This is a genomic window from Snodgrassella alvi (assembly GCF_002777745.1).
GTDB lineage: Bacteria > Pseudomonadota > Gammaproteobacteria > Burkholderiales > Neisseriaceae > Snodgrassella > Snodgrassella alvi_D.
Window position 1 is genome coordinate 228821 of the sequence record NZ_MEIO01000055.1, and the last position, 22353, is coordinate 251173.

The 22353-nt window shown below is 42.9% G+C and carries 21 protein-coding genes and 2 tRNA genes; 11 read left to right on the forward strand and 12 right to left on the reverse strand.

Going from position 1 to position 22353, the window contains the following annotated elements:
- The first annotated feature begins 180 nt into the window (after nucleotides 1–180).
- The 3 genes from BHC51_RS09455 (at nucleotide 181) to cysE (ending at nucleotide 3858) form a co-directional block, all read left to right on the forward strand.
- A complete protein-coding gene (locus tag BHC51_RS09455) occupies nucleotides 181–1239 on the forward strand; it encodes a quinone-dependent dihydroorotate dehydrogenase (RefSeq protein WP_100099513.1) in 1059 nt (352 codons plus the stop codon).
- Nucleotides 1240–1536: 297 nt separating this feature from the next.
- Nucleotides 1537–3033, forward strand: a complete 1497-nt coding sequence (gene rng / locus BHC51_RS09460; RefSeq protein WP_100099512.1) for a ribonuclease G — start codon at nucleotides 1537–1539, stop codon at nucleotides 3031–3033.
- A 30-nt stretch (nucleotides 3034–3063) separates the two neighbouring features.
- A complete protein-coding gene (gene cysE / locus BHC51_RS09465; protein ID WP_100123344.1) occupies nucleotides 3064–3858 on the forward strand; it encodes a serine O-acetyltransferase in 795 nt (264 codons plus the stop codon).
- Nucleotides 3859–4224: 366 nt separating this feature from the next.
- Here the strand turns inward: cysE and BHC51_RS09470 are convergent.
- Nucleotides 4225–4301 (reverse strand) — tRNA-Met (locus BHC51_RS09470).
- Nucleotides 4302–4562: 261 nt separating this feature from the next.
- Between BHC51_RS09470 and ychF the strand changes: the two genes are divergently transcribed.
- The 3 genes from ychF (at nucleotide 4563) to argG (ending at nucleotide 8834) form a co-directional block, all read left to right on the forward strand.
- Nucleotides 4563–5654: a redox-regulated ATPase YchF gene (gene ychF, locus BHC51_RS09475; RefSeq protein WP_100090817.1), complete on the forward strand. Its 1092-nt coding sequence runs from the start codon at nucleotides 4563–4565 to the stop codon at nucleotides 5652–5654.
- A 519-nt stretch (nucleotides 5655–6173) separates the two neighbouring features.
- The gene (gene tyrS / locus BHC51_RS09480; RefSeq protein WP_100153872.1) at nucleotides 6174–7439 is read left to right on the forward strand and encodes a tyrosine--tRNA ligase; all 1266 of its coding nucleotides are present in this window, start codon (nucleotides 6174–6176) and stop codon (nucleotides 7437–7439) included.
- Nucleotides 7440–7481: 42 nt separating this feature from the next.
- The gene (gene argG, locus BHC51_RS09485; protein WP_100099508.1) at nucleotides 7482–8834 is read left to right on the forward strand and encodes an argininosuccinate synthase; all 1353 of its coding nucleotides are present in this window, start codon (nucleotides 7482–7484) and stop codon (nucleotides 8832–8834) included.
- 432 nt (nucleotides 8835–9266) lie between these two features.
- Here argG and BHC51_RS09490 read toward each other — a convergent pair whose 3' ends face one another.
- Entirely contained in the window at nucleotides 9267–10079 is an 813-nt protein-coding gene (locus BHC51_RS09490; protein ID WP_100153873.1) for a hypothetical protein, read from the reverse strand.
- Nucleotides 10080–10229: 150 nt separating this feature from the next.
- On the opposite strand from BHC51_RS09490, the gene BHC51_RS09495 reads away from it, so the two are divergent.
- The gene (locus tag BHC51_RS09495; RefSeq protein ID WP_180296475.1) at nucleotides 10230–10907 is read left to right on the forward strand and encodes a phytanoyl-CoA dioxygenase family protein; all 678 of its coding nucleotides are present in this window, start codon (nucleotides 10230–10232) and stop codon (nucleotides 10905–10907) included.
- Nucleotides 10908–11106: 199 nt separating this feature from the next.
- On the opposite strand, the gene BHC51_RS09500 is transcribed toward BHC51_RS09495, so the two are convergent.
- Together BHC51_RS09500 and BHC51_RS09505 are read right to left on the reverse strand one after the other, a co-directional pair.
- Nucleotides 11107–11889, reverse strand: a complete 783-nt coding sequence (locus BHC51_RS09500) for a hypothetical protein (protein ID WP_143558824.1) — start codon at nucleotides 11887–11889, stop codon at nucleotides 11107–11109.
- 436 nt (nucleotides 11890–12325) lie between these two features.
- A complete protein-coding gene (locus tag BHC51_RS09505; protein WP_100099504.1) occupies nucleotides 12326–13060 on the reverse strand; it encodes an OmpA family protein in 735 nt (244 codons plus the stop codon).
- A gap of 466 nt (nucleotides 13061–13526) precedes the next feature.
- On the opposite strand from BHC51_RS09505, the gene BHC51_RS09515 reads away from it, so the two are divergent.
- Nucleotides 13527–14477, forward strand: coding sequence for a CysB family HTH-type transcriptional regulator (locus BHC51_RS09515; protein WP_100099503.1), 951 nt, complete (start codon nucleotides 13527–13529; stop codon nucleotides 14475–14477).
- A gap of 70 nt (nucleotides 14478–14547) precedes the next feature.
- Here the strand turns inward: BHC51_RS09515 and fabG are convergent, their stop codons facing one another.
- The 8 genes from fabG to BHC51_RS09555 all read right to left on the reverse strand — a co-directional run bounded on the left by fabG (nucleotide 14548) and on the right by BHC51_RS09555 (nucleotide 20653).
- Nucleotides 14548–15294 carry a 3-oxoacyl-ACP reductase FabG gene (gene fabG, locus BHC51_RS09520; RefSeq protein ID WP_100099502.1) on the reverse strand — a complete coding sequence of 249 codons (747 nt, stop codon included), beginning with the start codon at nucleotides 15292–15294 and terminating at the stop codon, nucleotides 14548–14550.
- Nucleotides 15295–15302: 8 nt separating this feature from the next.
- Complete coding sequence (fabD, locus tag BHC51_RS09525) at nucleotides 15303–16247, reverse strand: ACP S-malonyltransferase (RefSeq protein WP_100099501.1); 945 nt, start codon at nucleotides 16245–16247, stop codon at nucleotides 15303–15305.
- Between the two features lie 38 nt (nucleotides 16248–16285).
- A complete protein-coding gene (locus BHC51_RS09530) occupies nucleotides 16286–17149 on the reverse strand; it encodes a hypothetical protein (protein ID WP_100123349.1) in 864 nt (287 codons plus the stop codon).
- A 24-nt stretch (nucleotides 17150–17173) separates the two neighbouring features.
- On the reverse strand, nucleotides 17174–18136 hold the full coding sequence (locus BHC51_RS09535; protein ID WP_100123350.1) for a beta-ketoacyl-ACP synthase III: 963 nt from the start codon (nucleotides 18134–18136) through the stop codon (nucleotides 17174–17176).
- Nucleotides 18137–18213: 77 nt separating this feature from the next.
- Nucleotides 18214–19233 carry a phosphate acyltransferase PlsX gene (gene plsX, locus BHC51_RS09540; RefSeq protein ID WP_100099667.1) on the reverse strand — a complete coding sequence of 340 codons (1020 nt, stop codon included), beginning with the start codon at nucleotides 19231–19233 and terminating at the stop codon, nucleotides 18214–18216.
- A gap of 9 nt (nucleotides 19234–19242) precedes the next feature.
- Nucleotides 19243–19770: a phosphoribosyltransferase gene (locus BHC51_RS09545; RefSeq protein WP_100153874.1), complete on the reverse strand. Its 528-nt coding sequence runs from the start codon at nucleotides 19768–19770 to the stop codon at nucleotides 19243–19245.
- Between the two features lie 167 nt (nucleotides 19771–19937).
- Nucleotides 19938–20117: a 50S ribosomal protein L32 gene (gene rpmF, locus BHC51_RS09550; protein ID WP_100099497.1), complete on the reverse strand. Its 180-nt coding sequence runs from the start codon at nucleotides 20115–20117 to the stop codon at nucleotides 19938–19940.
- A 32-nt stretch (nucleotides 20118–20149) separates the two neighbouring features.
- On the reverse strand, nucleotides 20150–20653 hold the full coding sequence (locus BHC51_RS09555) for a YceD family protein (RefSeq protein WP_100099496.1): 504 nt from the start codon (nucleotides 20651–20653) through the stop codon (nucleotides 20150–20152).
- Between the two features lie 51 nt (nucleotides 20654–20704).
- On the opposite strand from BHC51_RS09555, the gene BHC51_RS09560 reads away from it, so the two are divergent.
- From BHC51_RS09560 to BHC51_RS09570, 3 genes are all read left to right on the forward strand, one after another.
- Nucleotides 20705–21295: a Maf family protein gene (locus tag BHC51_RS09560; RefSeq protein WP_100099495.1), complete on the forward strand. Its 591-nt coding sequence runs from the start codon at nucleotides 20705–20707 to the stop codon at nucleotides 21293–21295.
- Nucleotides 21292–22005 (forward strand): SAM-dependent methyltransferase, encoded by a 714-nt coding sequence (locus BHC51_RS09565; RefSeq protein ID WP_100153875.1) that lies wholly within the window; start codon nucleotides 21292–21294, stop codon nucleotides 22003–22005. Before BHC51_RS09560 ends, BHC51_RS09565 begins: the two co-directional genes overlap by 4 nt.
- A gap of 83 nt (nucleotides 22006–22088) precedes the next feature.
- Nucleotides 22089–22165 (forward strand) — tRNA-Pro (locus tag BHC51_RS09570).
- Nucleotides 22166–22353 lie beyond the last annotated feature (188 nt).

The window sequence follows — 22353 nt, forward strand, 5'->3', positions numbered from 1 at the left end:
CTCGCGCAAAATTAAATATGCTTTTCTGCCTGCATTACTGAGCTGCAAGAATTTATCAAAGCTATCTTGCCTTTACTCAAATGATTTATTTCACCAACACATACTGAATTTAATTGTTTTTCCATTCGATTTGATAAATTTGTTGGTTATAATATTTCCTCCTCATCCAGCCTCAATATCATGTATCCAATCATTAAACCATTGTTATTCAAACTGGATCCAGAAACTACCCATCATCTGGCATTAAAATGTTTGCAGTTACTGCATCGCTATCATTGCGGTTTTTTACTTAAAGGCAAACACAATCATGCCAGTACTCAGTCTGAAAGTGACAGCAGCCGTACAATATCGCTGATGGGGCTGACTTTACCCAACCCAGTTGGTTTAGCCGCAGGGCTGGATAAAAACGGTGAATATATTGATGCACTAGCCATGCTTGGTTTTGGTTTTATAGAAGTAGGAACCGTAACCCCCTTACCACAAGCTGGCAACCCAAAACCACGTTTATTCAGATTACCGGCACAACAGGCAATTATTAATCGTATGGGTTTTAATAACTATGGTATTGATACCCTGATTAACAATATCACCAACAGCCAGTATCGTGGGATACTCGGTATTAATATTGGCAAAAATGCTGCCACTCCAATGGAAAAAGCAGTAGATGACTATCTGATTTGCTTGGAAAAAGCCTATCCTTATGCCAGTTACATCACTATCAACATTTCCTCACCGAATACGCGTAATTTACGCAGTTTGCAAAGTGCCAGTGAACTGGACAGATTATTAAATCATCTGAAGAACCGACAGGCGCAGCTGGCAACCCAGCAAAGCCGTTATGTACCGATTGCCATTAAAATTGCACCTGATTTGCACGAAGAGCAAATTGCAGCTATTGCTGATGTCGCCCTGAATACACAGATAGACGGAATTATTGCCACAAATACCACCATTGATAAAACTGTTCTGGGTAACCATAAATTGGCACAGGAAGTCGGCGGGCTATCTGGTTTACCAGTACAGACACAAAGTAACCATGTACTGCACCAACTATCTACCCTCCTTAATTCGCAGATTCCACTTATTGGTGTTGGCGGAATTACGTCTGGCACTGATGCTGCCGAAAAAATTCGCCTTGGTGCCACTGCAATTCAACTGTATTCAGGTCTGATCTTTCGCGGTCCTCAGTTAATTAAAGAGTGCATCAACAGCTGTAGCCAACTCAAACAACATCCTTAAATAATAAATAAATATCAACAATTTACAGCAAAATTATTGTATTCTTACTAATCATACATCATCCTGACTCAGTACAAAATTTGACAACTTTCTCCGTTACTATCAGTTAATTTTGCCAGTTTTCCTACTTTCCATTTTCTGGTGTACAACTTTATGCGAATGCGTTTGGCAGTAAGCTCACGCCTGCGCTATGATATCAGTCATCATATAAATATCTGCCCAGATTACTTTGTTCAGTTTTTTATATGTACAAACAAAAACTACACAAAGTAATTTGATTAAATTGAAAGCCACATCATGCATAACAGCGACATATCGCTGCCGAAGGATATTCAGCGGCCAGCAGAAACGGTATTAATAAATATTACCCCGCAAGAAACCAGAGTGGCCGTGATGGAAGAAAACAGGCTGTGTGAAATTCACATAGAACGCAACAGCGGCCATGGTCTGGTAGGTAATATTTATCTGGGTGTTGTCCGGCGTGTACTGCCCGGCATGCAAAGCGCCTTTATTGATATTGGTCTGGAACGTGCTGCTTTTCTGCATATAGTGGATGTTATGGAGCAGCGTCAGAAACCCGAGCACCCTCTGCGTATTGAACACATGTTGCATGAAGGGCAATCAATTGTTGTACAGGTGGTTAAAGACCCGATCAACACCAAGGGAGCGCGTCTGTCTACACAGATATCACTGGCAGGCCGCTTTCTGGTACATCTGCCACAGGATAACCATATTGGTATTTCACAACGTATTGAAGATGAAGAGGAACGCAACCAATTACGTGAACGACTGGAAAAGCTATTACCAGCTGATGCAGGTCATGGCTATATTATCCGCACCAGTGCAGAAAATGCGACGGATGAAGAATTACAGTCTGACATCAACTATTTAACAAAACGATGGCAACATATTCAACAGTTATCCAAGATCAGCCCGCCGGAAACACTACTGTATCAAGATTTACCTTTGAGTCTGCGCGTATTGCGTGACATGTACAGTGACAATATTGACCATATCATCGTAGATTCATCAGCCAATTATGAAAGCATGCGTGAATTTGCCATGAACTACTCGCAGGGCGTATTGGATAAACTGCAATTATTCCAGAAAGACTGCCCGCTATTTGAAGAACACAATATCGAAACCAGAATCACCCAATCCCTTCAGCCACGAGTAAATCTGGACTTTGGTGGTTACATTATTATAGAACCGACAGAAGCTATGACCACCATCGATGTCAATACTGGTGGGTTCGTAGGTGCGCGCAACTTTGAAGAAACCATCTTTAAAACCAATCTGGAAGCATGCCATGTGATTGCACGTGAGCTGCGCTTACGCAATCTGGGTGGCATCATTATTATTGATTTTATTGATATGGCCAACGCAGCACACCAAGAAGAAATTCTGACTGAACTGGCACAAGCACTGGCTTACGACCGCACACGTGTAACCCTTAACGGCTTCACCAGTCTGGGACTGGTCGAGCTAACACGTAAACGCACACGCGAAAACCTCTCGCAAATCCTGTGCGAATCCTGCCCAACCTGTCAGGGACGGGGTCGTCTGAAAACCGCGCAAACCATATGCTATGAGATTCAGCGTGAAATCGTGCGTGAATCACACCGTCCAGATGTACGTGAATTTCGCATACTCGCTTCACCAAGTGTTATTGATTTATTTCTGGATGAAGAAGCTAACTCTCTACATATGTTAAGTAAATTTATCGGTAAACCGATTGCTCTGACAGTAGAAGCTACCTACAATCAGGAACAATATGATATTGTTCTTTTATAAATTTTATTCGGCAAAAGAGAAACTGGACATATGAACTTACCTGATGCTACTCAAGCAGAAAACCTGTGGCAAACCATTCGCCATGAAACTGAAAATGCGGTACGTAACGAACCAATACTGGCCAGCTTTCTGCATCTGAGCGTATTACGCCATAAAGACTTTGCCCGTATGCTTGCCTTTCACCTGTCTACCAAAATGTCCAGTGCAGTAATGGATGCGCGGGCATTATTTGAGATTTATCTGGAGGCACTACATCAAGATCCGGCAATTATTCACGCTGCGCTGGCAGATATAGTTGCCTACTATGAACGTGATCCGGCGTGTGATACTTACTGCCTACCATTACTGTATTACAAAGGGTTCCATGCTATACAGACTCATCGGATTAATCATTGGCTGTGGCAGCAGAATCGTCCTACTCTGGCCTATTTCCTGCAAAACCGTGCTTCAGAAGTATTAGGGGTTGATATTCACCCTGCTGCCTCAATGGGATATGGCATCATGATTGATCATGGTACCGGAGTAGTCATTGGCGAAACGGCAGTACTGGGCAACAATATTTCTCTGCTGCACGGAGTCACTCTGGGAGGTTCCGGCAAACAGAGTGGAGACCGACACCCGAAAATCAGTGACGGGGTTATGATTGGTGCTAATGCTTCCGTATTAGGTAACATTCGGGTACATACCTGTGCCAAAGTGGGAGCCGGTAGCGTAGTGGTTAGTGATGTTCCAGAATATTCTACGGTAGTGGGTGTACCAGCTCGGGTTATTAGCAAAACAGATAAACACGAAAGTCCGGCACAGGAAATGGATCAACGTATTTAGAAGTATAGATTGTTCAAACACTTTCAAAATACAGATACTCCCAACTATTAGCCGGAAAATGCAGGCATAAATCTCTCTCCGGTGTGGCGAATATTTTATAAATCACACTAAAGTTTGCCTACAGATTAATGCAACCAGCCAATCTAAATAAATCACCTATATTCAATTATGATTAATAACTTATTGACTAATAACACTGACTATCTGAACTGAATTTAATCCAGATTGAACACCACATTAGCTATCCTTATGTTTAATCAATGGCTTTAGAATAATAGCTGACTAATTGATTAAACAGAAAATACCCCAAAATCATAAAGAAAGGCATAAAAAAACGCAAATTCTAATCAGAATTTGCGATTTATGTGGTGGCGAATCAGGGATTCGAACCCCGGACACAAGGATTATGATTCCTCTGCTCTAACCGACTGAGCTAATTCGCCGTATCTCGTTTTCAAGAGAGACGCAATTATACGATATTTTTTCGCATATGCAAGCACCAATTAAGCAAAAAATAATCATATTATTGTTTTAAAAAATAATTTAATTTCACCAACCCTAATTTAATTTTATCGATGAAGTAAACTGTATAAATTCACATTTTCGGCAAACTACACAATACTTCGCTGGTTCAGCACAGGTATCACTATGCTTTATGATACAATTCAGCCATTTTTATATATCGCCTATTTCCAAGGAATATCATGAGTTTGAAATGTGGCATTGTGGGTTTACCCAATGTGGGCAAATCTACCCTGTTTAACGCCCTAACCCAGTCAGGCATTGAAGCTGCCAATTATCCTTTCTGTACTATCGAGCCGAATGTCGGCATTGTCGAAGTGCCAGATGAACGCATGGCTGAACTAGCCAAAATTGTTAACCCAAAACGAACTCAGCCAGCCATAGTTGAATTTGTCGATATCGCTGGCTTGGTAGCGGGTGCCAGCAAAGGTGAAGGTCTAGGTAACCAGTTTCTCGCTAATATCCGAGAAACAGATGCCATCGTTAATGTAGTACGCTGTTTTGATGACGACAATATCGTCCATGTTGCCGGCAAAGTAGATCCGATTTCCGATATTGAAGTGATTGGCACCGAGCTGGCTCTGGCAGATTTAGCCAGTGTGGAAAAAACCATTGTACGTGAAAGTAAACGAGCCAAATCCGGTGACAAGGAAGCACAAAAACTGGTGGCTATTTTGGAACGCTTACAGCAACATCTGCTGGAGGGCAAACCAATTCGCGCAGCAGGTCTGGATCAGGACGAACTGGCACTGATTAAACCCTTATGCCTGCTGACTGTTAAACCTGCTATGTATGTTGCCAACGTTGCTGAAAATGGCTTCGATAACAACCCTCATCTGCAACGCCTGCAACAACTGGCTGCACAGGAAAATGCGCCTGTTGTTGCCCTGTGCGCTGCGATGGAAAGTGAGATTGCGGATCTGGATGAAGCAGATAAAGCAGAATTTTTAGCAGAAATGGGGTTAAAAGAGCCGGGATTAAATCGCCTGATTCGTGCCGGTTACGATCTACTTGGCCTGCAAACCTATTTCACTGCCGGTGTACAGGAAGTCAGAGCATGGACCATCCATAAAGGCGATACCGCGCCGCAGGCTGCGGGAGTAATACATACCGATTTTGAACGTGGCTTTATCCGCGCACAGGTAATTGCCTACGCCGATTTCATTGCCTGTGGCGGCGAAACCAAAGCCAAAGAAGCCGGTAAAATGCGAGCCGAAGGCAAAGAATATGTGGTTAACGACGGCGATGTTATCCACTTCTTGTTTAACGTTTAACCGATAGCAATAATTAGCCAGCAACAGCCGGGCTAAGGCTGTTGCTTTTTTATGCGTTTCAGCTCACATCATTTAGTTGCATAAGCTGAAAACCTACACATCAGATAGCAAAAATTAAACTGCCCTGATTTCAGTCAGACACAGATTTTCCTGTTTCTGTATGACAGAACAGCAGCGCACACACCATACATGATTAGCTTAATTATTGATTTTAAAAAATAATGCATTAAAAATAAAAATACACATATGAACAGCCTGAATACTGGCAAAAGCAGACAAACCTTTTCTTGTTACAGCCAAACTCATGATGTATCAGTTTTTTGCAACCAAAAATGCAGTAATAAACAAATCGTGTAAAATAATGCATCATTATTAATTACCTAACTGGAAACAGGCTAACTGGCCAGAATCAGCCAAAACACATTATGATATTGGCTATTGTGTTTTTTATGCAGCCAGAAACCAGCGTAATCCAGTTTCACGCCATTTTAATTTAATTTGAAAGTATAAAATCTTACTATGACCAGTGTTGTTCACGATTTACAGCAACGTGGCCTGATTGCCCAAACCACCGATGCTCAGGCTCTTGATACCTTATTAAACGAACAGAAAATCACCCTTTATTGCGGTTTTGATCCCACTGCTGACAGCCTACATATCGGACATTTATTACCTATTCTGGTATTGCGTCGTTTTCAGCTGGCCGGACATACTCCAATTGCCCTCGTAGGTGGTGCCACCGGCATGATTGGTGACCCCAGTTTCAAGGCACAGGAACGCTCACTCAATACACTGGAAACAGTACAGCAATGGGTAGCCAAAATACGTGCCCAATTACAGCCATTTCTTAGCTTTAGTGGTGAAAACGCTGCCATTATGGCTAATAACTACGACTGGTTCGGCAACATGAACTGTCTTGATTTTCTGCGCGACATCGGCAAGCACTTCTCAGTGAACGCCATGCTGAATAAAGAATCTGTAAAACAGCGTTTAAGCCGTGATGATGTGGGTATTTCCTTTACTGAATTCGCTTATGCTCTGCTTCAAGGTTATGATTTTGCCGAACTGTATCGCCGTCACGGTGCCGTATTGCAAATCGGAGGTTCAGACCAATGGGGCAATATCACCGGTGGCATTGACCTGTCCCGCCGCCTGCATCAGGCTACCGTATATGGCTTAACCTTGCCATTGGTAACCAAAGCCGATGGCACCAAATTTGGTAAAACCGAAGGCGGCGCAGTGTGGCTAAGTGCAGAGAAGACCTCCCCTTATCAGTTCTATCAGTTCTGGTTAAAAGTTGCTGATGCCGATGTATACAAATTCCTCAAATACTTTACCTTCCTCAGCGTTACCGATATAGATGCTATCGAAGCACATGATCAGGCCAGTGGCACCAAGCCGCAAGCACAGCGTATTCTGGCTGAAGAAATGACTAAGCTGATTCATGGTGAAGAAGCACTGGCGGCTGCACAGCGCATTTCTGCCAGCCTGTTTGCTGAAGATCAGAGTGCCCTTACTGAAAGCGATTTCCAGCAATTATCTCTGGACGGACTACCCGCTTTTCCTATGACCGAATCCACTAACATCGTACAGGCATTAACTACAGCGGCACTGGCCAAATCCAACAATGAAGCACGCGGCTTTATCAGTCAGGGTGCAGTCATGGTTAACGGACAGAAAATTGACAGTGCTGACTACATATTCAGCGACCATGACAAACGTTTCGGCCGATATACCATCGTGCGTCGCGGCAAACGTAATCATGCCTTACTGGTATGGCAATAATCTTTTCAATTTCTATAATATACACCTCAAAGGAGAGTCAATATGAGTAATCACACTACCATCTTGCAACACCTGCCTGTGGGCGAAAAAGTTGGCATTGCTTTTTCCGGCGGACTGGATACTTCAACAGCACTGCTGTGGATGAAACTGAAAGGTGCATTACCCTACGCCTATACTGCCAATCTAGGTCAGCCGGATGAAGATGATTACAATGCCATTCCTCAAAAAGCATTGGAATACGGTGCAGAAAAAGCCCGTCTGATTGATTGCCGTACTCAGCTGGCACATGAAGGTATCGCAGCAATTCAAAGCGGCGCCTTCCATGTGCACACTGGTGGCATGCCATATTTCAATACTACACCACTAGGTCGTGCTGTTACTGGTACTATGCTGGTGGCCGCGATGAAGGAGGATGATGTACATATCTGGGGCGACGGTTCAACCTATAAAGGCAATGACATTGAACGCTTTTACCGCTATGGCCTGTTAACCAATTCGGCTTTGCGCATTTACAAACCATGGCTTGATCAGCAATTTATTGATGAGCTGGGTGGACGGCATGAAATGTCTGAATTCCTGATTGCTCAGGGCTTCAACTATAAAATGTCTGTAGAAAAAGCCTACTCAACCGACTCCAATATGCTTGGTGCAACTCATGAAGCCAAAGATCTGGAAATGCTCAATAGCAGCATGAAAATCGTACAGCCAATCATGGGGGTTGCTTTCTGGAATGAGCAAGTAAGCATTAAAGCAGAAGAAGTACGCGTACGTTTTGCAGAAGGCGTACCAGTAGCTTTAAATGGGATTGAATACAATGATCCGGTAGCATTGATTCTGGAAGCCAACCGTATTGGTGGCCGCCATGGCCTGGGCATGACCGACCAGATTGAAAATCGTATCATTGAGGCCAAATCACGCGGTATTTATGAAGCCCCAGCTATGGCACTATTGCATATCGCCTATGAGCGTCTGCTTACCGGTATTCATAATGAGGATACAATCGAACAATACCGCATCAATGGCTTGCGCCTGGGCAGATTGCTGTATCAGGGACGCTGGTTTGATTCACAGGCACTCATGTTGCGGGAAACTGCACAGCGCTGGGTAGCCAAAGCCATTACTGGTGAAGTAACACTGGAATTACGTCGCGGTAACGATTACTCTATCCTCAATACCGAATCACCAAACCTGACCTACCAGCCAGATCGGCTAAGCATGGAAAAAGTCAACAATGCTGCCTTTTCTCCTGCCGATCGTATAGGCCAGCTCACTATGCGCAATCTGGATATTATCGATACCCGTAATAAACTGGGTATTTATACCCAGAGTGGGTTGTTATCAGTGAATAAGGATGTATCATTACCTCAATTAGCAGATAAACAAGATATTTTATAAAATCTTTAATTTAAAAAAACTGGATGGTGCCTATTTGCCATCCAGTTTTTTTAAATATAATATAATTTGCCACTACAAATAAATATTAAATCATTCACTCGAAACACACAACGGATCTCTCATTGCACCAGCCAAACCAGAATTTGCATATGCCTAATAATCGTCTGGCAGCAGTATCGATGCTTTCAGCAATACTACCTTCCACTTTGGCATAATATGAACTGTGCTCCTCACAATTATTTTTTCCAAAATATAAGTTTACTCTGCTACCGTCCTCTTATCGGGAATAATTTCTATCTAGCCAGCAAACTTTTTATGGTGCCATATTAAGGTATATTTATACTGCTTGGAATTTTAATTTCTTCAACATCGTCCTGAATACTTTTTCACCCACTGTATTCTTGTAGTATTTCTGACCAGAACAGTTACTTCTCAACCCAAAAAGAATCTAACCAAATTTTTACCTATAGTAAGTAAAATTATGGCTATTGGGAATAAAACAAATAACCTAAACAGATTTTCAAAAAACCCAACCTTAATTTGGTTGACTTTGACATTATTGACTGTGTTAGCTGAATTTAGTTCCATTTTTAAAATTTTGGCGGCGCGACTATTTTGTTTCTGTGTGCCACAAAATTTAAATCCTTGTTTAAGCAAATACTTTGTATACTGATTACAGTAACAAAAACACATAAGCGCAATATATAGCAGTATTCCCAATATCGGAGAATCAATTAGATCACCAAGACAGGAAATGATTAGATACAAGATAAACCAGTAAACTGAACCTCGCACATCTTTAACCAATAATGGAGTGAAGAAAAGAATAAATAAAGGCACAATGGAAAACCCTGTATATGCTATTTTAAATTCATACGTATCAGGATTAAACATCGGTGTTAGCTTCCTTTTTAAGGCCAGAAAAGGAATTTTTATTGTAAATGAGTATATTGGCTGATAATCTTGTTCGTTATACACTCTGCTTTCTTCACACTTCTTTATTCTGGCTTCAGCAGGTTTAAGTGATAACGGAATTACCTTCTGCCCCAATTGTGGATTTTCTGCAAGCAGTTTAGCATTGTATCTCGCCCGTAAATCAGGATTAAGCAATACTTTGCGGCAGGTTTGCCATTTTTCCCACTCTAAAAGCTGTTCATCTGCGGCTTTTTTTAATGCAGAACGGATTTCATCGTCAGTAGCCGATAGCTCAATCTTTAAAAGAGCATATAAATTAATCACTGCCATATTTTCACTTAATTATTTCAGAAAACAAATATTAATTTCTAGCCGAGAGTATTTAATTTTCACTCTATATATAATGTAATTACTGATAGATATTTATTTTGAGAGTAAATTATTTTATCATTGATTCAAATAAAATTTTATAAAATGTACATGTACACAAAAGATTATTTCGAACAAAATGGCTATATTGTAATTAATGCATTAATTACACCACAGCAACTAACAGAAATAGAACAACAGCTAGAACAGGTTAATTTAACTACTGCTGGCAGCCGTGAATTACTTACACTGCCATGGTGCCAGTTACTTGCCAACAATTTAAAAAATAACGTGCTGCTAACTGCTCTGCTTCCGGAAAAACCGGTGGCAATTCAATGCACCTTATTCAAAAAGTCAGCAGATAAAAACTGGCTGGTACCGCTACATCAGGATTTAAGTATAGCAGTCAGACACCGGTTCTCTGACAAACGTTTTACAGGCTGGTCTCACAAACAGAATATATTATTTGTACAGCCACCCGTTCAATATACGCAGCAACTTGTGGCAGTAAGATTACACGTAGACGACTGCTTGCATGAGCATGGTCCGCTCAAAGTGGTTGCGGGTACACATCAGCACGGCAGAATTGCTGAATCAGAACTGCGGCAGCTCCGTGATCAACAAGGAGAGCTGGAATGTATTTTATCCAAAGGTGGTGCGGTTATTATGCGTCCGCTTATTGTGCACTCATCTTCTAAAGCTATCCAGACAAATGGCAGACGGGTATTACACTTTCTGTATGCACCTGCGGCACTGGCTGAAATTATTCCCTTTCAATTCTGTATCTGAATTTACCAGTTAACATTCGGCAACCAGAGATAATCGTGCCCATGAACCAGATATAGTTGACGATTTATAGTTGAATTAATATCTTTTCAGGTCAAATAAAGGATTTCCTGAGTCTACCTCAGTGAAAAAAATGATCCTATTTAACCAGATTATTGATAATCATTTTCCTGAAATACGCTTACTGAATTAAATGAAATATTCAGATATCTGCCAAAGTACAACTGCGTTGCCATAAGGATGTTTTACAGCGCAAATGACCAACATATTGTAATGGATAAACTGGCACCACAGAAGGAATATCATCGTCACGCATATGCAATAAATCACCAGGTGCAACCCATTCTGCCGGTGTTTTAGTTAAAGGTAATCCGGCATAATCATAGGCGGCCACTACCAGTTGCGAGCAGAAATAGCGATCAGAAGAGAAAGGTGTCACCTGTACTAATGCCATTGTATTCAGACACAGATGGCGAAAAGCGCGCGGAATTACTGGTAATTCGCATACTTTACGGGTAAAAGTATAAGGGGTCTGCTTAAGGATACCCAGATAATTGTATTTTCCCCCAGCCTCAGCCATGGCAAATTCCCGAATTTTTTCAGCATGTAAATTATTTAAATGCGGATGACGGTAAACCGCTAGTAGCTGGCTTTCATCAATGCTTTCTGCCAGTGACATAATATGCACGCCACTGCCAACAGCCTCGGCAATTTCACCATCTCCCAGATACAGAAATGCATGGCTGACCGATGTATTACCAAACAACCGTAAAATGCGTGAATTAAGATTGGATTCAGCAGAAAATAAAATATCACCGCCTTGTAAGTCCATTGGTTTAACCAATACTACACCCGTTTGCGGAGCAGTATTTTGTCGCTGAAATTTTACGACAACATGTTTTTTCTCTCCGGTAGTATCAGGAACTCGATGAAACTGGGCAGTACAGGCAACACATAAATAACAGCATAAAATTAAAAACAGCAATCTTGAATGTTTCATCATTGAAACGATATTAAATTGAGTTTTATAAAAATTTATCATTATTCAGAGCTTGATTTCTTTTGAAAAACAATAGATAAGAATTTAATCAACATTCTTGTGTTTACTTGATTAATAATTGCATATACCGAAAGCAGTTTTAAAAATTCTCAGTAAAAAATTAAAACATAACAATATTATATTTACACTTAAAAACAATTAATCTTCTTATAATAACATATATTAACTATTATAATTAAGCAAATAATCAAAATACAACAATAACATATTGAATATCGGAGATAGTTAACGGCTAAAACAAATTACCATTTGTATTAATAGCATTAATATTAACAAGAAGTACTCTGAAGCTGCCAGAATTTCATTGATATAAAAAAACCCTGCTCTAAGCAGGGTTTTTTTATATCAATAAAGTAGAAGATTATCTAACTTTTTTAGCTACCATAGTGCGGATTTTAACGTCTACACGGCGATCAGGTGCGATACATTCAATCAAAGCAGCACGTTTCTTAGCAGCTGAAACTTTTTTGCCCAGTTTAGCAACTTCAGCCTGACAAGATTCGGTCATGCGTGCTTCAGATTTACCCAAGCCAACAGCAGAGATTTTCTCAGCAGGAACACCTTTAGAAACCAGATATTCAGCAACAGCATGAGCACGATGATCAGACAGAGTCTGGTTATAAGCTTCAGAACCTTTAAAGTCGGTATGACCTTCAACACGTACAGTTTGTACGCTGCTGTCAGCCAGACGGGCAGCTAATTGATTCAGAGTATCGATTGCTTCTGGACGCAAGGTGTATTTATCAAAGCCAAACAGGAAGTTAGCAGATAAAGACACAGTTTCATCAACAAATTTAGGCGCTTGAGGAGCAGCCTGAGCAACTACTACTGGGTGACCACAGTTATTACCCAGAGTAGGTTCATTATCTTTGTTAAAACGGTTTTTCACACATTCAGGTGTACCATCAGCACCATTTTCACGGGTGACAAGAATTTCACCAGTTCCTTTTTCAGGAGCAGAACTAGTAGTATAGCCATTGTAAGCACCAGCAGGTTCACCGGTCCAGTCGGCACCCGGTACAACACCATTGGCAAAAGCGGCAGTTGAAGCAGCCATAGCAACGATCAATGCGCTCAATTTTAGCTGTTTGGTCATGTTATTCCCTCATCAAAAAATTTGTTATGTGTTGATTCAGCCTGAAATTCGCCTGATCAAAACACAAATACCATTTACAGGCCGCTCAAACCGGGCGGGTAGCTTGGTAAATCAGGTCTATACTATAAAAAACCGCAGCATAAACTGTCAATATGCAAACTACCAAGGCGAAGCTGCTAGACGACCCGCTTCCTAACTGTGCATCATGCCTAAAAAATAGCTTTGTGTCACTTATTTACAACTAAATTCACGCGTTCACCTTAATTAAGTTGCTTTAAAACAACACGCAAGCTTCTATTAGCCTGATCGCTCGCAGCGGGCTGATTAGCTTGTAAATTTGTTCAGCTTCAAGTAAAAGTATCTCATGTCAGAACGGGTAAATTGCGTTATGATGCAGATAAAGAAGCTTTTTTGTTGTATTTGAGCGACAATAAATCAACTCCAAACTTAAAGGGGCTGAAGCAATATGAAGCTGCAACAGTTACGCTATGCAGTTGAAGTTTATCGTCAGAATCTGAATGTCTCGGAAGCAGCGGAAGTGCTGTTTACTTCACAGCCGGGTATTTCCAAGCAGATTCGCATGCTGGAAGAAGAATTAGGGGTGCCACTGTTTATCCGCCACGGCAAACGTATGGTTGCAGTTACGGCACCGGGCAAAATTGTACTGGAAACTGCTGAACGTGTTTTACGTGAGGTACAGAATATCAAGCGCATTGGCACAGAATTTGCCGACCAGAATATTGGTTCTCTGACTATTGCTACTACTCATACACTGGCGCGTTATCGTTTACCGGAAGTTGTATCTGCTTTTATTGAACGCTATCCTCAGGTTCAGTTAAGCATTCATACAGCCAGCCCTAAAGCCATCAGCCACATGGTATTAGATGGAGAAGTAGACTTTGCCATTGGTATGGAAATAGAGATTGAACACCCTGAATTGCGTAAACTGAGCTGTGAAGCATGGAATCGCAGTGTTATTGTTCCCGATAATCATCCACTCCTGAGCCTGAACCGACCGTTACGGCTAGAGGACATTGCTGCTTATCCACTTATTTCCTATGATATTGCTTTTAGTGAACAATCCAAAATCGCCCGTGCTTTTGCTCAGGAAGGTTGCAGTTTACCCAGAGTGGTGCTAGCTTCAGCGGATACAGATGTCATAAAGACTTATGTAAAACAAGAATTGGGGATTGGACTACTGGCCAGTATGGCTTTTGACCCAAAGCAGGATCAGGGTTTACAACTGATTAGCGCAGAACATTTATTTGAACCTTCGTTTTCACAGATAATACTTAGACAGGATGTTTATCTGCGTGGTTTTGGCTATGAATTTCTGGCATTATTCGCTCCAAGACTAACCCGTGCCCAGATTGAGTCTGCACTATATTCTTCTTTCGAAGAAGATTTTTCAATTTAGCTATTTATTTATACTATAGCCATTTTGTACATATTATACAAAATGGCTATGCAAGTATTTTAAATCGATATCAGGGCATCAGCATTCCACCGTTAACGTGCAATGTTTGCCCCGTGATATAACGAGCCTCTTCGCTGGCCAGAAACAATACAGCTGCGGCCACATCTTCCACAGTACCAAAATGATTCAATGCGGTTTGTGCTGCAAAGAAATCACGTTGCTCCTGTGGCAAAGCCTGTGTCATATCGGTTTCAATAAACCCAGGTGCAACACAGTTTACAGTAATACCACGTGAACCTACTTCGCGCGCCATTGATTTGCTGAATCCAACCAGTCCGGCCTTAGCAGCGGCATAATTAGTCTGTCCAGCATTACCAGTAAAGCCAATTACGGAAGTTACATTGATAATTCGACCCCAGCGTGCTTTCATCATGCTGCGTGTTACCGCTTTGCTAGCACGAAAGGCGGATTTCAAGTTGATTTGCATGATTTCATCCCACTCCGCTTCTTTCATGCGCATCAGTAAGTTATCACGGGTAATACCAGCATTATTTACCAGGATTGCAATATTTCCGATATTACTTTCAATATCCGCAATCAGATTTTCAATACTGTTTTCTTCAGCAATGCGTAACTCCCGCCCTTCACCGCCAACATCAGCCAGTGCCTGATTAATACTAGTTACTCCGTTAGCAGAAGTTGCCGTACCGATTACCTTAGCTCCTTTTTCTGCTAGAAACCGGGCAATAGCCGCACCAATTCCTCGAGTTGCACCAGTTACCAGAGCGATCTTACCTGTTAAATCCTGATTCATAATTCTTTCCTTTAGCTGGCAGAATGCGCAGCAATAAAACTTTCTATGGTTTCCACACTAGTTAACGCAGCACAACTGGCACTTTTATCAATCCGCTTGGCCAGCCCAGCCAGCACTTTACCTGGACCACACTCAGCAAACTCAGTAATACCTTCTGCCACCAGCTTGCTCACTGTTTCTGTCCAGCGTACAGGTGAATACAGCTGCTGTACCAGTGCCTGTTTAATCGTTTCCGACTCTGAATGCATAGCAACATCTACATTATGTAATACTGGAATCTGCGGTGTTGCAACATTAATCTGTGCCAGAGCTACCTCCAGTTTGGCAGCAGCCGGTTTCATCAGGCAACAGTGAGAAGGGACGGATACGGGTAAAGGCAGGGCGCGTTTGGCACCAGCTGCTTTAGCCAATTCACAGGCACGGGCAATAGCTTCAGTATTTCCAGCTATCACAATCTGACCGGGTGAATTATAGTTTACTGCTTCGGCAACTGTACCAGACAATTCGTTTTCTGCCTGCAAACAAACCTGACGCACACTATCATCATCCAGTCCAAGTATTGCTGCCATCGCACCCTGACCGGCCGGTACAGCTTCCTGCATCAGCTGGGCACGCAGACGAACCAGTTTAACAGCATCATTAAAGGCCAGGCTACCGGCAGCTACCAGAGCAGTGTATTCACCCAGACTATGCCCTGCCAGCACCACCGGCATCTGGCCGTTCAGTTGCTGATAAACACGCCAGCTAGCAATGCCAGCAGTCAACATTAATGGCTGGGTATTAACAGTTTCGTTCAGGGCAGTACTATCCTCACCATTCATCAGTGCCCATAAATCCTGATCAAGCGCTGACGAGGCTTGTTTGAATGTTTCTTTAACAACGGCCATATCGTTGAAACCAGCCATCATATTGAGACTTTGTGACCCCTGACCGGGAAAGAAAAAAGCAATACTCATAGTCTTCCTTGATTTGAATAGAACTAACGTCCAGATGATTATTTTGATGGAGGCTGATCTGCCTGTAAGGGCTGATTGTAGTGCAGAAACATTCTGGCACCAGTTGGAGCGCCTATTGCATAGGCCAGATTGACTTCCAGTGACTGGGCAAATGGCCCCTGATAGATTTTATTACCCATATGAGTTAGATTCGAGCGCGCATCAATATAAACTTTACCGCCCAGCAGATTCCATAAACGGCAAAAACTAAAATCCTCAGACAAATAACGTTTAGTTACCGGATCGATTAAACAGTCATAAAAACGATAATGATAGCCCTGATCGGCAACCCCAAGTGAATCGGGCTGATATTGAAGTTCAGGATAAGCTTCCATCAGACGGGTAAAGACCTGACGCTTAATAACCATGAAACCGGTTGGCGCCTCTGGAAGCTCGATAAATCCTTCATCATCAACTTGTACATGTACTTCATTATTGGCATCTGTCCGACTGATGTTGATGGTATAGCGGGTATAAGTAGCATTGAACTGCTGCTGGGTCATATGCGCATCAATACCTTCAGCCGGCCATGATTCACGCTTGAGCGGATATACACCGGCAACAATATCGCGATCAGCCAGTAGTAAACGCTGAAATGCTTCTGATGAAAAACCGATATCAGTATCAATCCAGCACAAATGTGTCCATTCAGGATGCGCCAGAAACTCAGCTACACAATTATTGCGCGCTCTGGTAATCAGACTTTCACCCTGATGCATGAATACCTGTATTGGAAAACCAGCACTAGTATGCTCGGCCACTAAAGCCAGCAATGACTGCACATAATTACCAAAGTAACGGCCATCATGACTGGGTGACATGATAACCGGATACATACTGGCTAAAGCAGATTGAGGTAGCATAATCTGACTCTGATAAGAACAATATTAGTATTTCAGGGTAATTGCACCCCAGGCAAAGCCACCACCAATACCTTCGAGCAATAAAGTTTGGCCACGCTGAATGCGGCCAGTTTTAATTCCTTCATCCAGAGCCAATGGGATAGAAGCAGCAGAAGTATTTCCTTGTTCTGCCAGTGTAACAATTACTTTTTCCATCGGTACGCCTAGATGGCGGGCAGTGGATTCGATAATACGTAGATTGGCCTGATGTGGAATAATCCAGTCTATATCGACTGGCTGCAAACCAGATTCTTCAATAACTTCTTTAGCAATATTAGCCAGTGCCTTGACAGCAAATTTATATACTGCCTGACCATCCATATAAAGATAGGGCGACCCTTCAATGGCACCGGCAGCAATTTTTCCCGGTGTTTGCAGGATATGGCTATAGCTGCCATCTGCCCGTAATCTGGTTTTAATAATACCACCCTCTTGTTCGGAGGCTCCCAGAATTATGGCACCGGCACCATCGCCAAACAACACACAGGTACGCCGGTCATTCCAATCTAACAGACGGCTGAAAGTTTCGGCACCAATAACCAGTGCTCTGCTCGCCATACCGCTTTTAATATAGGCATTAGCCGTAGCTACTGCATACATGAATCCGGCACAGACTGCCTGAACATCAAATGCCGGACAACCGGAAATACCAAGTTTGTTCTGTACAATACAGGCAGTAGCAGGGAAAGTCATGTCTGGTGTTGATGTAGCGACAATAATCAGATCGATGTCTTCTGCAGCTATAGCAGCATCAGTCAGTGCGGCCTGTGCCGCAGCAACAGCCAGATCACTAGTCTGTTCAGTTTCAGCAGCAATATGGCGCGCTTTGATACCGGTGCGCGTGGCAATCCACTCATCAGAGGTATCTACGATTTTGCTCAGGTCATCATTGGACATACGGCGTGCAGGCAGATAACTGCCTGTGCCTAGAATATGAGCATTTAGCATGGCATAGTCTTTATTTACGACAAAGGCCTCATTTTAAACAAAGTCATTTAACTTGTCTGCCTTTGTAACAGGGTGATTTATTCTTCCAGTGCAGCCAGTTGCTGTGCCACACCAGCCTGAATTTTCGTGATTGAATCTGCCTTGATGGCCTTATAAGCCTCCTGCAATGCAAAGCAGAAACCCGTAGCATCGGTGCCGCCATGGCTTTTGACTACCACACCACGCAGGCCAAGAAAGATAGCACCATTGAAACGTCGTGGGTCCAGACGCCGTTTAAAGCCTTTTAATGTTGGTAACGCAATTAAAGCAGCCAGTTTATTAAACCAGCTGCGGGTAAACTCTTCTTTAACAACTGTACCAACGAATTTGACAGCACCCTCAATACTTTTCAGCATGGCATTGCCAGTAAAACCATCAACTACGAGTACATCAACTTCGGCGGTAAAAATAGCATTACCTTCAACATTACCGATAAAATTCAGATCACTGCGCCGTAAAAGCTGATGGGCTTCCTTGGTAACTGCATTACCTTTGATATCTTCGGTGCCCACATTGAGCAACCCTACCCGCGGGCGGATATTTTCAGGCGATAAAGCCGCCACCTGTTGGCTGCCAGCAATAGCAAACTGTAAAAGCTGAGTACTACTGCAATCAACATTAGCACCAAGATCAAGTACCAGTGTTACATGATTATTTCGACCGGGTAAAAACTTAGCAATGGCTGGACGGTCAATACCGGTAATGGTTTTCAACACAAAGCGTGCGGTAGCCATCAGAGCACCAGTATTACCGGCCGATACAGCAGCCTGTGCCTGACCTTCCTTTATCTGGTTGATAGCCACACGCATTGAAGAATCTTTTTTATTCTTGAGTGCTGATGTTGGTTCTTCATCCATGCCTACCACTTCACTGGCCGCACAGATGGTAATCCGTTCCATGGAGGCATTGGCTTTGGTTAATGCAGTTCTGATTTTAGTCTCATCACCAACAAGAATCAGTGCTGCATCTGGTTGCTGCTGTAAAAATGTCAGCGCTCCCGGAATGGTTACATCCAGTCCAAAATCGCCCCCCATTGCATCAACTGCGATGGTTTTCAAGGTCATATGTCATGCCTCAGGTGTAGTTTGGGCTGCAACACTTTCATAGTGCTCATCAATATCAAGTGCATCCCAAGGATAATTAATCCACCAGTCATCAACTTGTATTGCACTATAGAAAGGTAAATCTGCAGGCAGCACCCCTTTTTTGGGTTTACGTTTCTCGTGCAATACGGCAACTCCTAACTGCTGGAAACCTTCGTGCTGCAATTCGCGAATACAGTATTCGAGTGTGGCCCGACTATCGTCCACCTCGTCAACAATCAGCAGTTTCTTGTCTTTCATTTTTTCATCAAAACCATTAGTCCACTGGATTTTCTGTGGACAGTCAGTCGGACGGTCGTTGATATCATAATAAGACAAAGTAACAGTATATACAGGAATATTCAGAAAACTACGCAATATACGAGCCGGAATAAATCCACCGCCACCGATAGCAATCATTGCATCAAATGAATGTCCTGATTTCTGGATTTTTTCTGCCAACTCTTTGATGGCACGATGTATATCTTCGTAGTTATACCAGATTTTTTTCATGGGAAACCCGGGTCAATATAAAGAGCAGACCACTGATGGCTGCTGGAAAAGTGGAAATATAATATCTGATCAGGATGAGTCATCCTGCTGACAGTGGATACAAAAAAGCCAGTGATTGCTGATGCAATGTCTGGCTTTCATACGCATTGAATAATCACAGGTGTGAATTATTCACCTTTAACTTTGATCACCTTGCGTCCACGGTACATACCGTTTGGAGAAATGTGGTGACGCAGATGTACTTCACCAGTATTGGTGTCAGTAGAAACCTGTACAGCGGTCAGACCGTCATGTGAACGGTGCATACCACGTTTTGAAGGGGATTTTTTGTTTTGTTGTACTGCCATGTTAAAGCTCCTGGGTAATTTAAGTTAATTCGTTAGTGGCCGCTTTTCAGTCCTGCCAATCTGGCAAAAGGATTGCCAGAGTCTTGATTGGTTTGGGTTGCCAGAGTGTGATCACAATCTTCATGGCGCGGAGCAACCGGAATCGCCATTAAAATCTGGTCTTCCAGCAGTGCAGTAAGATTATATTCTGCACTCCATACTGCGCCTTCAAGTGATTCATCAGCGGCCATGGCCTCGTCCAGCAATTGTTCGCTGGTAAACAGCACCACATGCGACTGATCATTCAGCGCCCAGGAAACTGCCTGTAAACAGCGCTGACACACCAGCTGCAATTCGCCCTCTATACTGATATCGATAAAAGGACGCTGCCAGCGGTCAATACCACCGCTGACTTTATACTGGATAATGCCTTCGCGTTGCGCCAAAAGTTCATGTGACCAAACCCGCCGGTCAAGCGCCTGAAGCTGCAATTGACCGCCGCGTTGCTGTTGTTCACGTGTGAACGTGGCTGTATCAATCAAAATAGGGTCTAACATAAACGGCGGATGATATAATTTAACCTTTATAATGTCAATGAGTTCGCACTTATGCCGATTGAGAAAAAGCTGATTTTGGCTTCCAGTTCGCGTTTTCGCCAACAGCAGCTTCAGCAATTGCACATCCCTTTTGAGGCGGTTAGCCCTGATTTTGATGAAACACCGCTACCCGCTGAAACCGCACCGCAGACTGCCTTGCGTCTGGCCAGTGGTAAAGCATATTCCCTGGCCAGTCATTACCCGGATGCTTTGATTATAGGCTGCGATCAGGTAGCTTGGTGTTGCGAACAGCAATTAGGTAAGCCGCTAACCGTGGCAAAAGCACAACAGATGTTACACTATTTAAGTGGTCAGGAAGTGGTATTTTACAGTGCATTGACTGTACTGAATGTTGCTGAAAACCGTCTGCACCAGCACGTTGATGAAACGCGCGTTATGATGCGTACTCTAACAGATGCCCAGATTAATCATTATCTAACACTGGAGCCTGATGCAATACATTGTGCCGGTGCCGCCAAAAGTGAGGGACTGGGTGCACTACTGATTAAGCATATTGACAGCACAGACCCGCATGCGCTGATTGGTTTACCAGTTTTCCGTCTGGTGGACTTTTTCTTGGCTGAAGGAGTAAATATTTTATGAGCAGCCCCGTACTCTATCTGATTCCTGCACCATTAGGAACGGCAGACACACCCTGCCTGCTTGCGCATGAACGGGAATATATTGTTAACCTGACCGATTTTGTTGTTGAAGCCGAAAAAACGGCACGTGCCCATTTAAAAGCATTTGGCGTACACACGCCGATTCGTGAATTAAATCTGCGCACATTGAATGAACATACAGCCGAACGTGATATCGCTGCATTATTACAACCCTTACAGGCTGGTCGTAGTATGGGCTTACTCAGTGAAGCGGGCTGTCCGGCAGTAGCCGACCCAGGAGCACAGCTAGTGGCACTGGCACATCAGGCCGGTTTTACCGTTATGCCACTGGTTGGCCCTTCCAGCATCATGCTGGCGCTGATGGCCTCTGGCGCCAATGGACAGTGTTTTGCCTTTAAAGGCTACCTGCCTGCGGAGAAAACCGCACGTACAGAACGTCTGCGTGCACTGGAAAACCGTTCACGACAGGAAAACGAAACCCAGCTTTTCATTGAAACGCCTTACCGCAATGATGCTTTACTGGCAGATGCGATTGCCAGTCTGCATCCGCAAACCCGCTTGTGTATTGCCGCTGATTTAACCATGCCTACACAAACTATTATCAGCCAGAATGTCGCAACTTGGAGAGGCATGAAGACACTGCCGCCGCTGAGAAAAAGACCCTGCTTGTTTATTCTGCATGCCGGCTGATACCCTTATGACATTTTTTGGAAATAACTTTTGCCCTGCTCTTGTCAAGGTACACATCACTGCCTATAATGCACAACTTCTTTCGGAGTGTAGCGCAGCCCGGTAGCGCACCTCGTTCGGGACGAGGGGGTCGAAGGTTCGAATCCTTTCACTCCGACCATAGACCATATATTTAAAACCGTCTGTTCAACATGAGCAGACGGTTTTTTACAATCAAGGCAATTTATGTCAAATGATTTTATTGTTACAATAAAAGAGTAATATTTATACTTTGCAGAAAAAAACAAATCAGCGTAAATGTAATTAAATCTTTGCCAAAATTATTTTTTTATAAAAAAATCCTTTATA

Excerpts from the sequence above, each read along its gene's own strand:
- BHC51_RS09455 (WP_100099513.1), top strand. The coding sequence starts at position 181 with ATGTATCCAATCATTAAACCATTGTTATTCAAACTGGATCCAGAAACT.
- rng (WP_100099512.1), top strand. The coding sequence starts at position 1,537 with ATGCATAACAGCGACATATCGCTGCCGAAGGATATTCAGCGGCCAGCA.
- cysE (WP_100123344.1), top strand. The coding sequence starts at position 3,064 with ATGAACTTACCTGATGCTACTCAAGCAGAAAACCTGTGGCAAACCATT.
- ychF (WP_100090817.1), top strand. The coding sequence starts at position 4,563 with ATGAGTTTGAAATGTGGCATTGTGGGTTTACCCAATGTGGGCAAATCT.
- tyrS (WP_100153872.1), top strand. The coding sequence starts at position 6,174 with ATGACCAGTGTTGTTCACGATTTACAGCAACGTGGCCTGATTGCCCAA.
- argG (WP_100099508.1), top strand. The coding sequence starts at position 7,482 with ATGAGTAATCACACTACCATCTTGCAACACCTGCCTGTGGGCGAAAAA.
- BHC51_RS09490 (WP_100153873.1), bottom strand. The coding sequence starts at position 10,079 with ATGGCAGTGATTAATTTATATGCTCTTTTAAAGATTGAGCTATCGGCT.
- BHC51_RS09495 (WP_180296475.1), top strand. The coding sequence starts at position 10,230 with ATGTACACAAAAGATTATTTCGAACAAAATGGCTATATTGTAATTAAT.
- BHC51_RS09505 (WP_100099504.1), bottom strand. The coding sequence starts at position 13,060 with ATGACCAAACAGCTAAAATTGAGCGCATTGATCGTTGCTATGGCTGCT.
- BHC51_RS09515 (WP_100099503.1), top strand. The coding sequence starts at position 13,527 with ATGAAGCTGCAACAGTTACGCTATGCAGTTGAAGTTTATCGTCAGAAT.
- fabD (WP_100099501.1), bottom strand. The coding sequence starts at position 16,247 with ATGAGTATTGCTTTTTTCTTTCCCGGTCAGGGGTCACAAAGTCTCAAT.
- BHC51_RS09530 (WP_100123349.1), bottom strand. The coding sequence starts at position 17,149 with ATGCTACCTCAATCTGCTTTAGCCAGTATGTATCCGGTTATCATGTCA.
- BHC51_RS09535 (WP_100123350.1), bottom strand. The coding sequence starts at position 18,136 with ATGCTAAATGCTCATATTCTAGGCACAGGCAGTTATCTGCCTGCACGC.
- BHC51_RS09545 (WP_100153874.1), bottom strand. The coding sequence starts at position 19,770 with ATGAAAAAAATCTGGTATAACTACGAAGATATACATCGTGCCATCAAA.
- rpmF (WP_100099497.1), bottom strand. The coding sequence starts at position 20,117 with ATGGCAGTACAACAAAACAAAAAATCCCCTTCAAAACGTGGTATGCAC.
- BHC51_RS09555 (WP_100099496.1), bottom strand. The coding sequence starts at position 20,653 with ATGTTAGACCCTATTTTGATTGATACAGCCACGTTCACACGTGAACAA.
- BHC51_RS09560 (WP_100099495.1), top strand. The coding sequence starts at position 20,705 with ATGCCGATTGAGAAAAAGCTGATTTTGGCTTCCAGTTCGCGTTTTCGC.
- BHC51_RS09565 (WP_100153875.1), top strand. The coding sequence starts at position 21,292 with ATGAGCAGCCCCGTACTCTATCTGATTCCTGCACCATTAGGAACGGCA.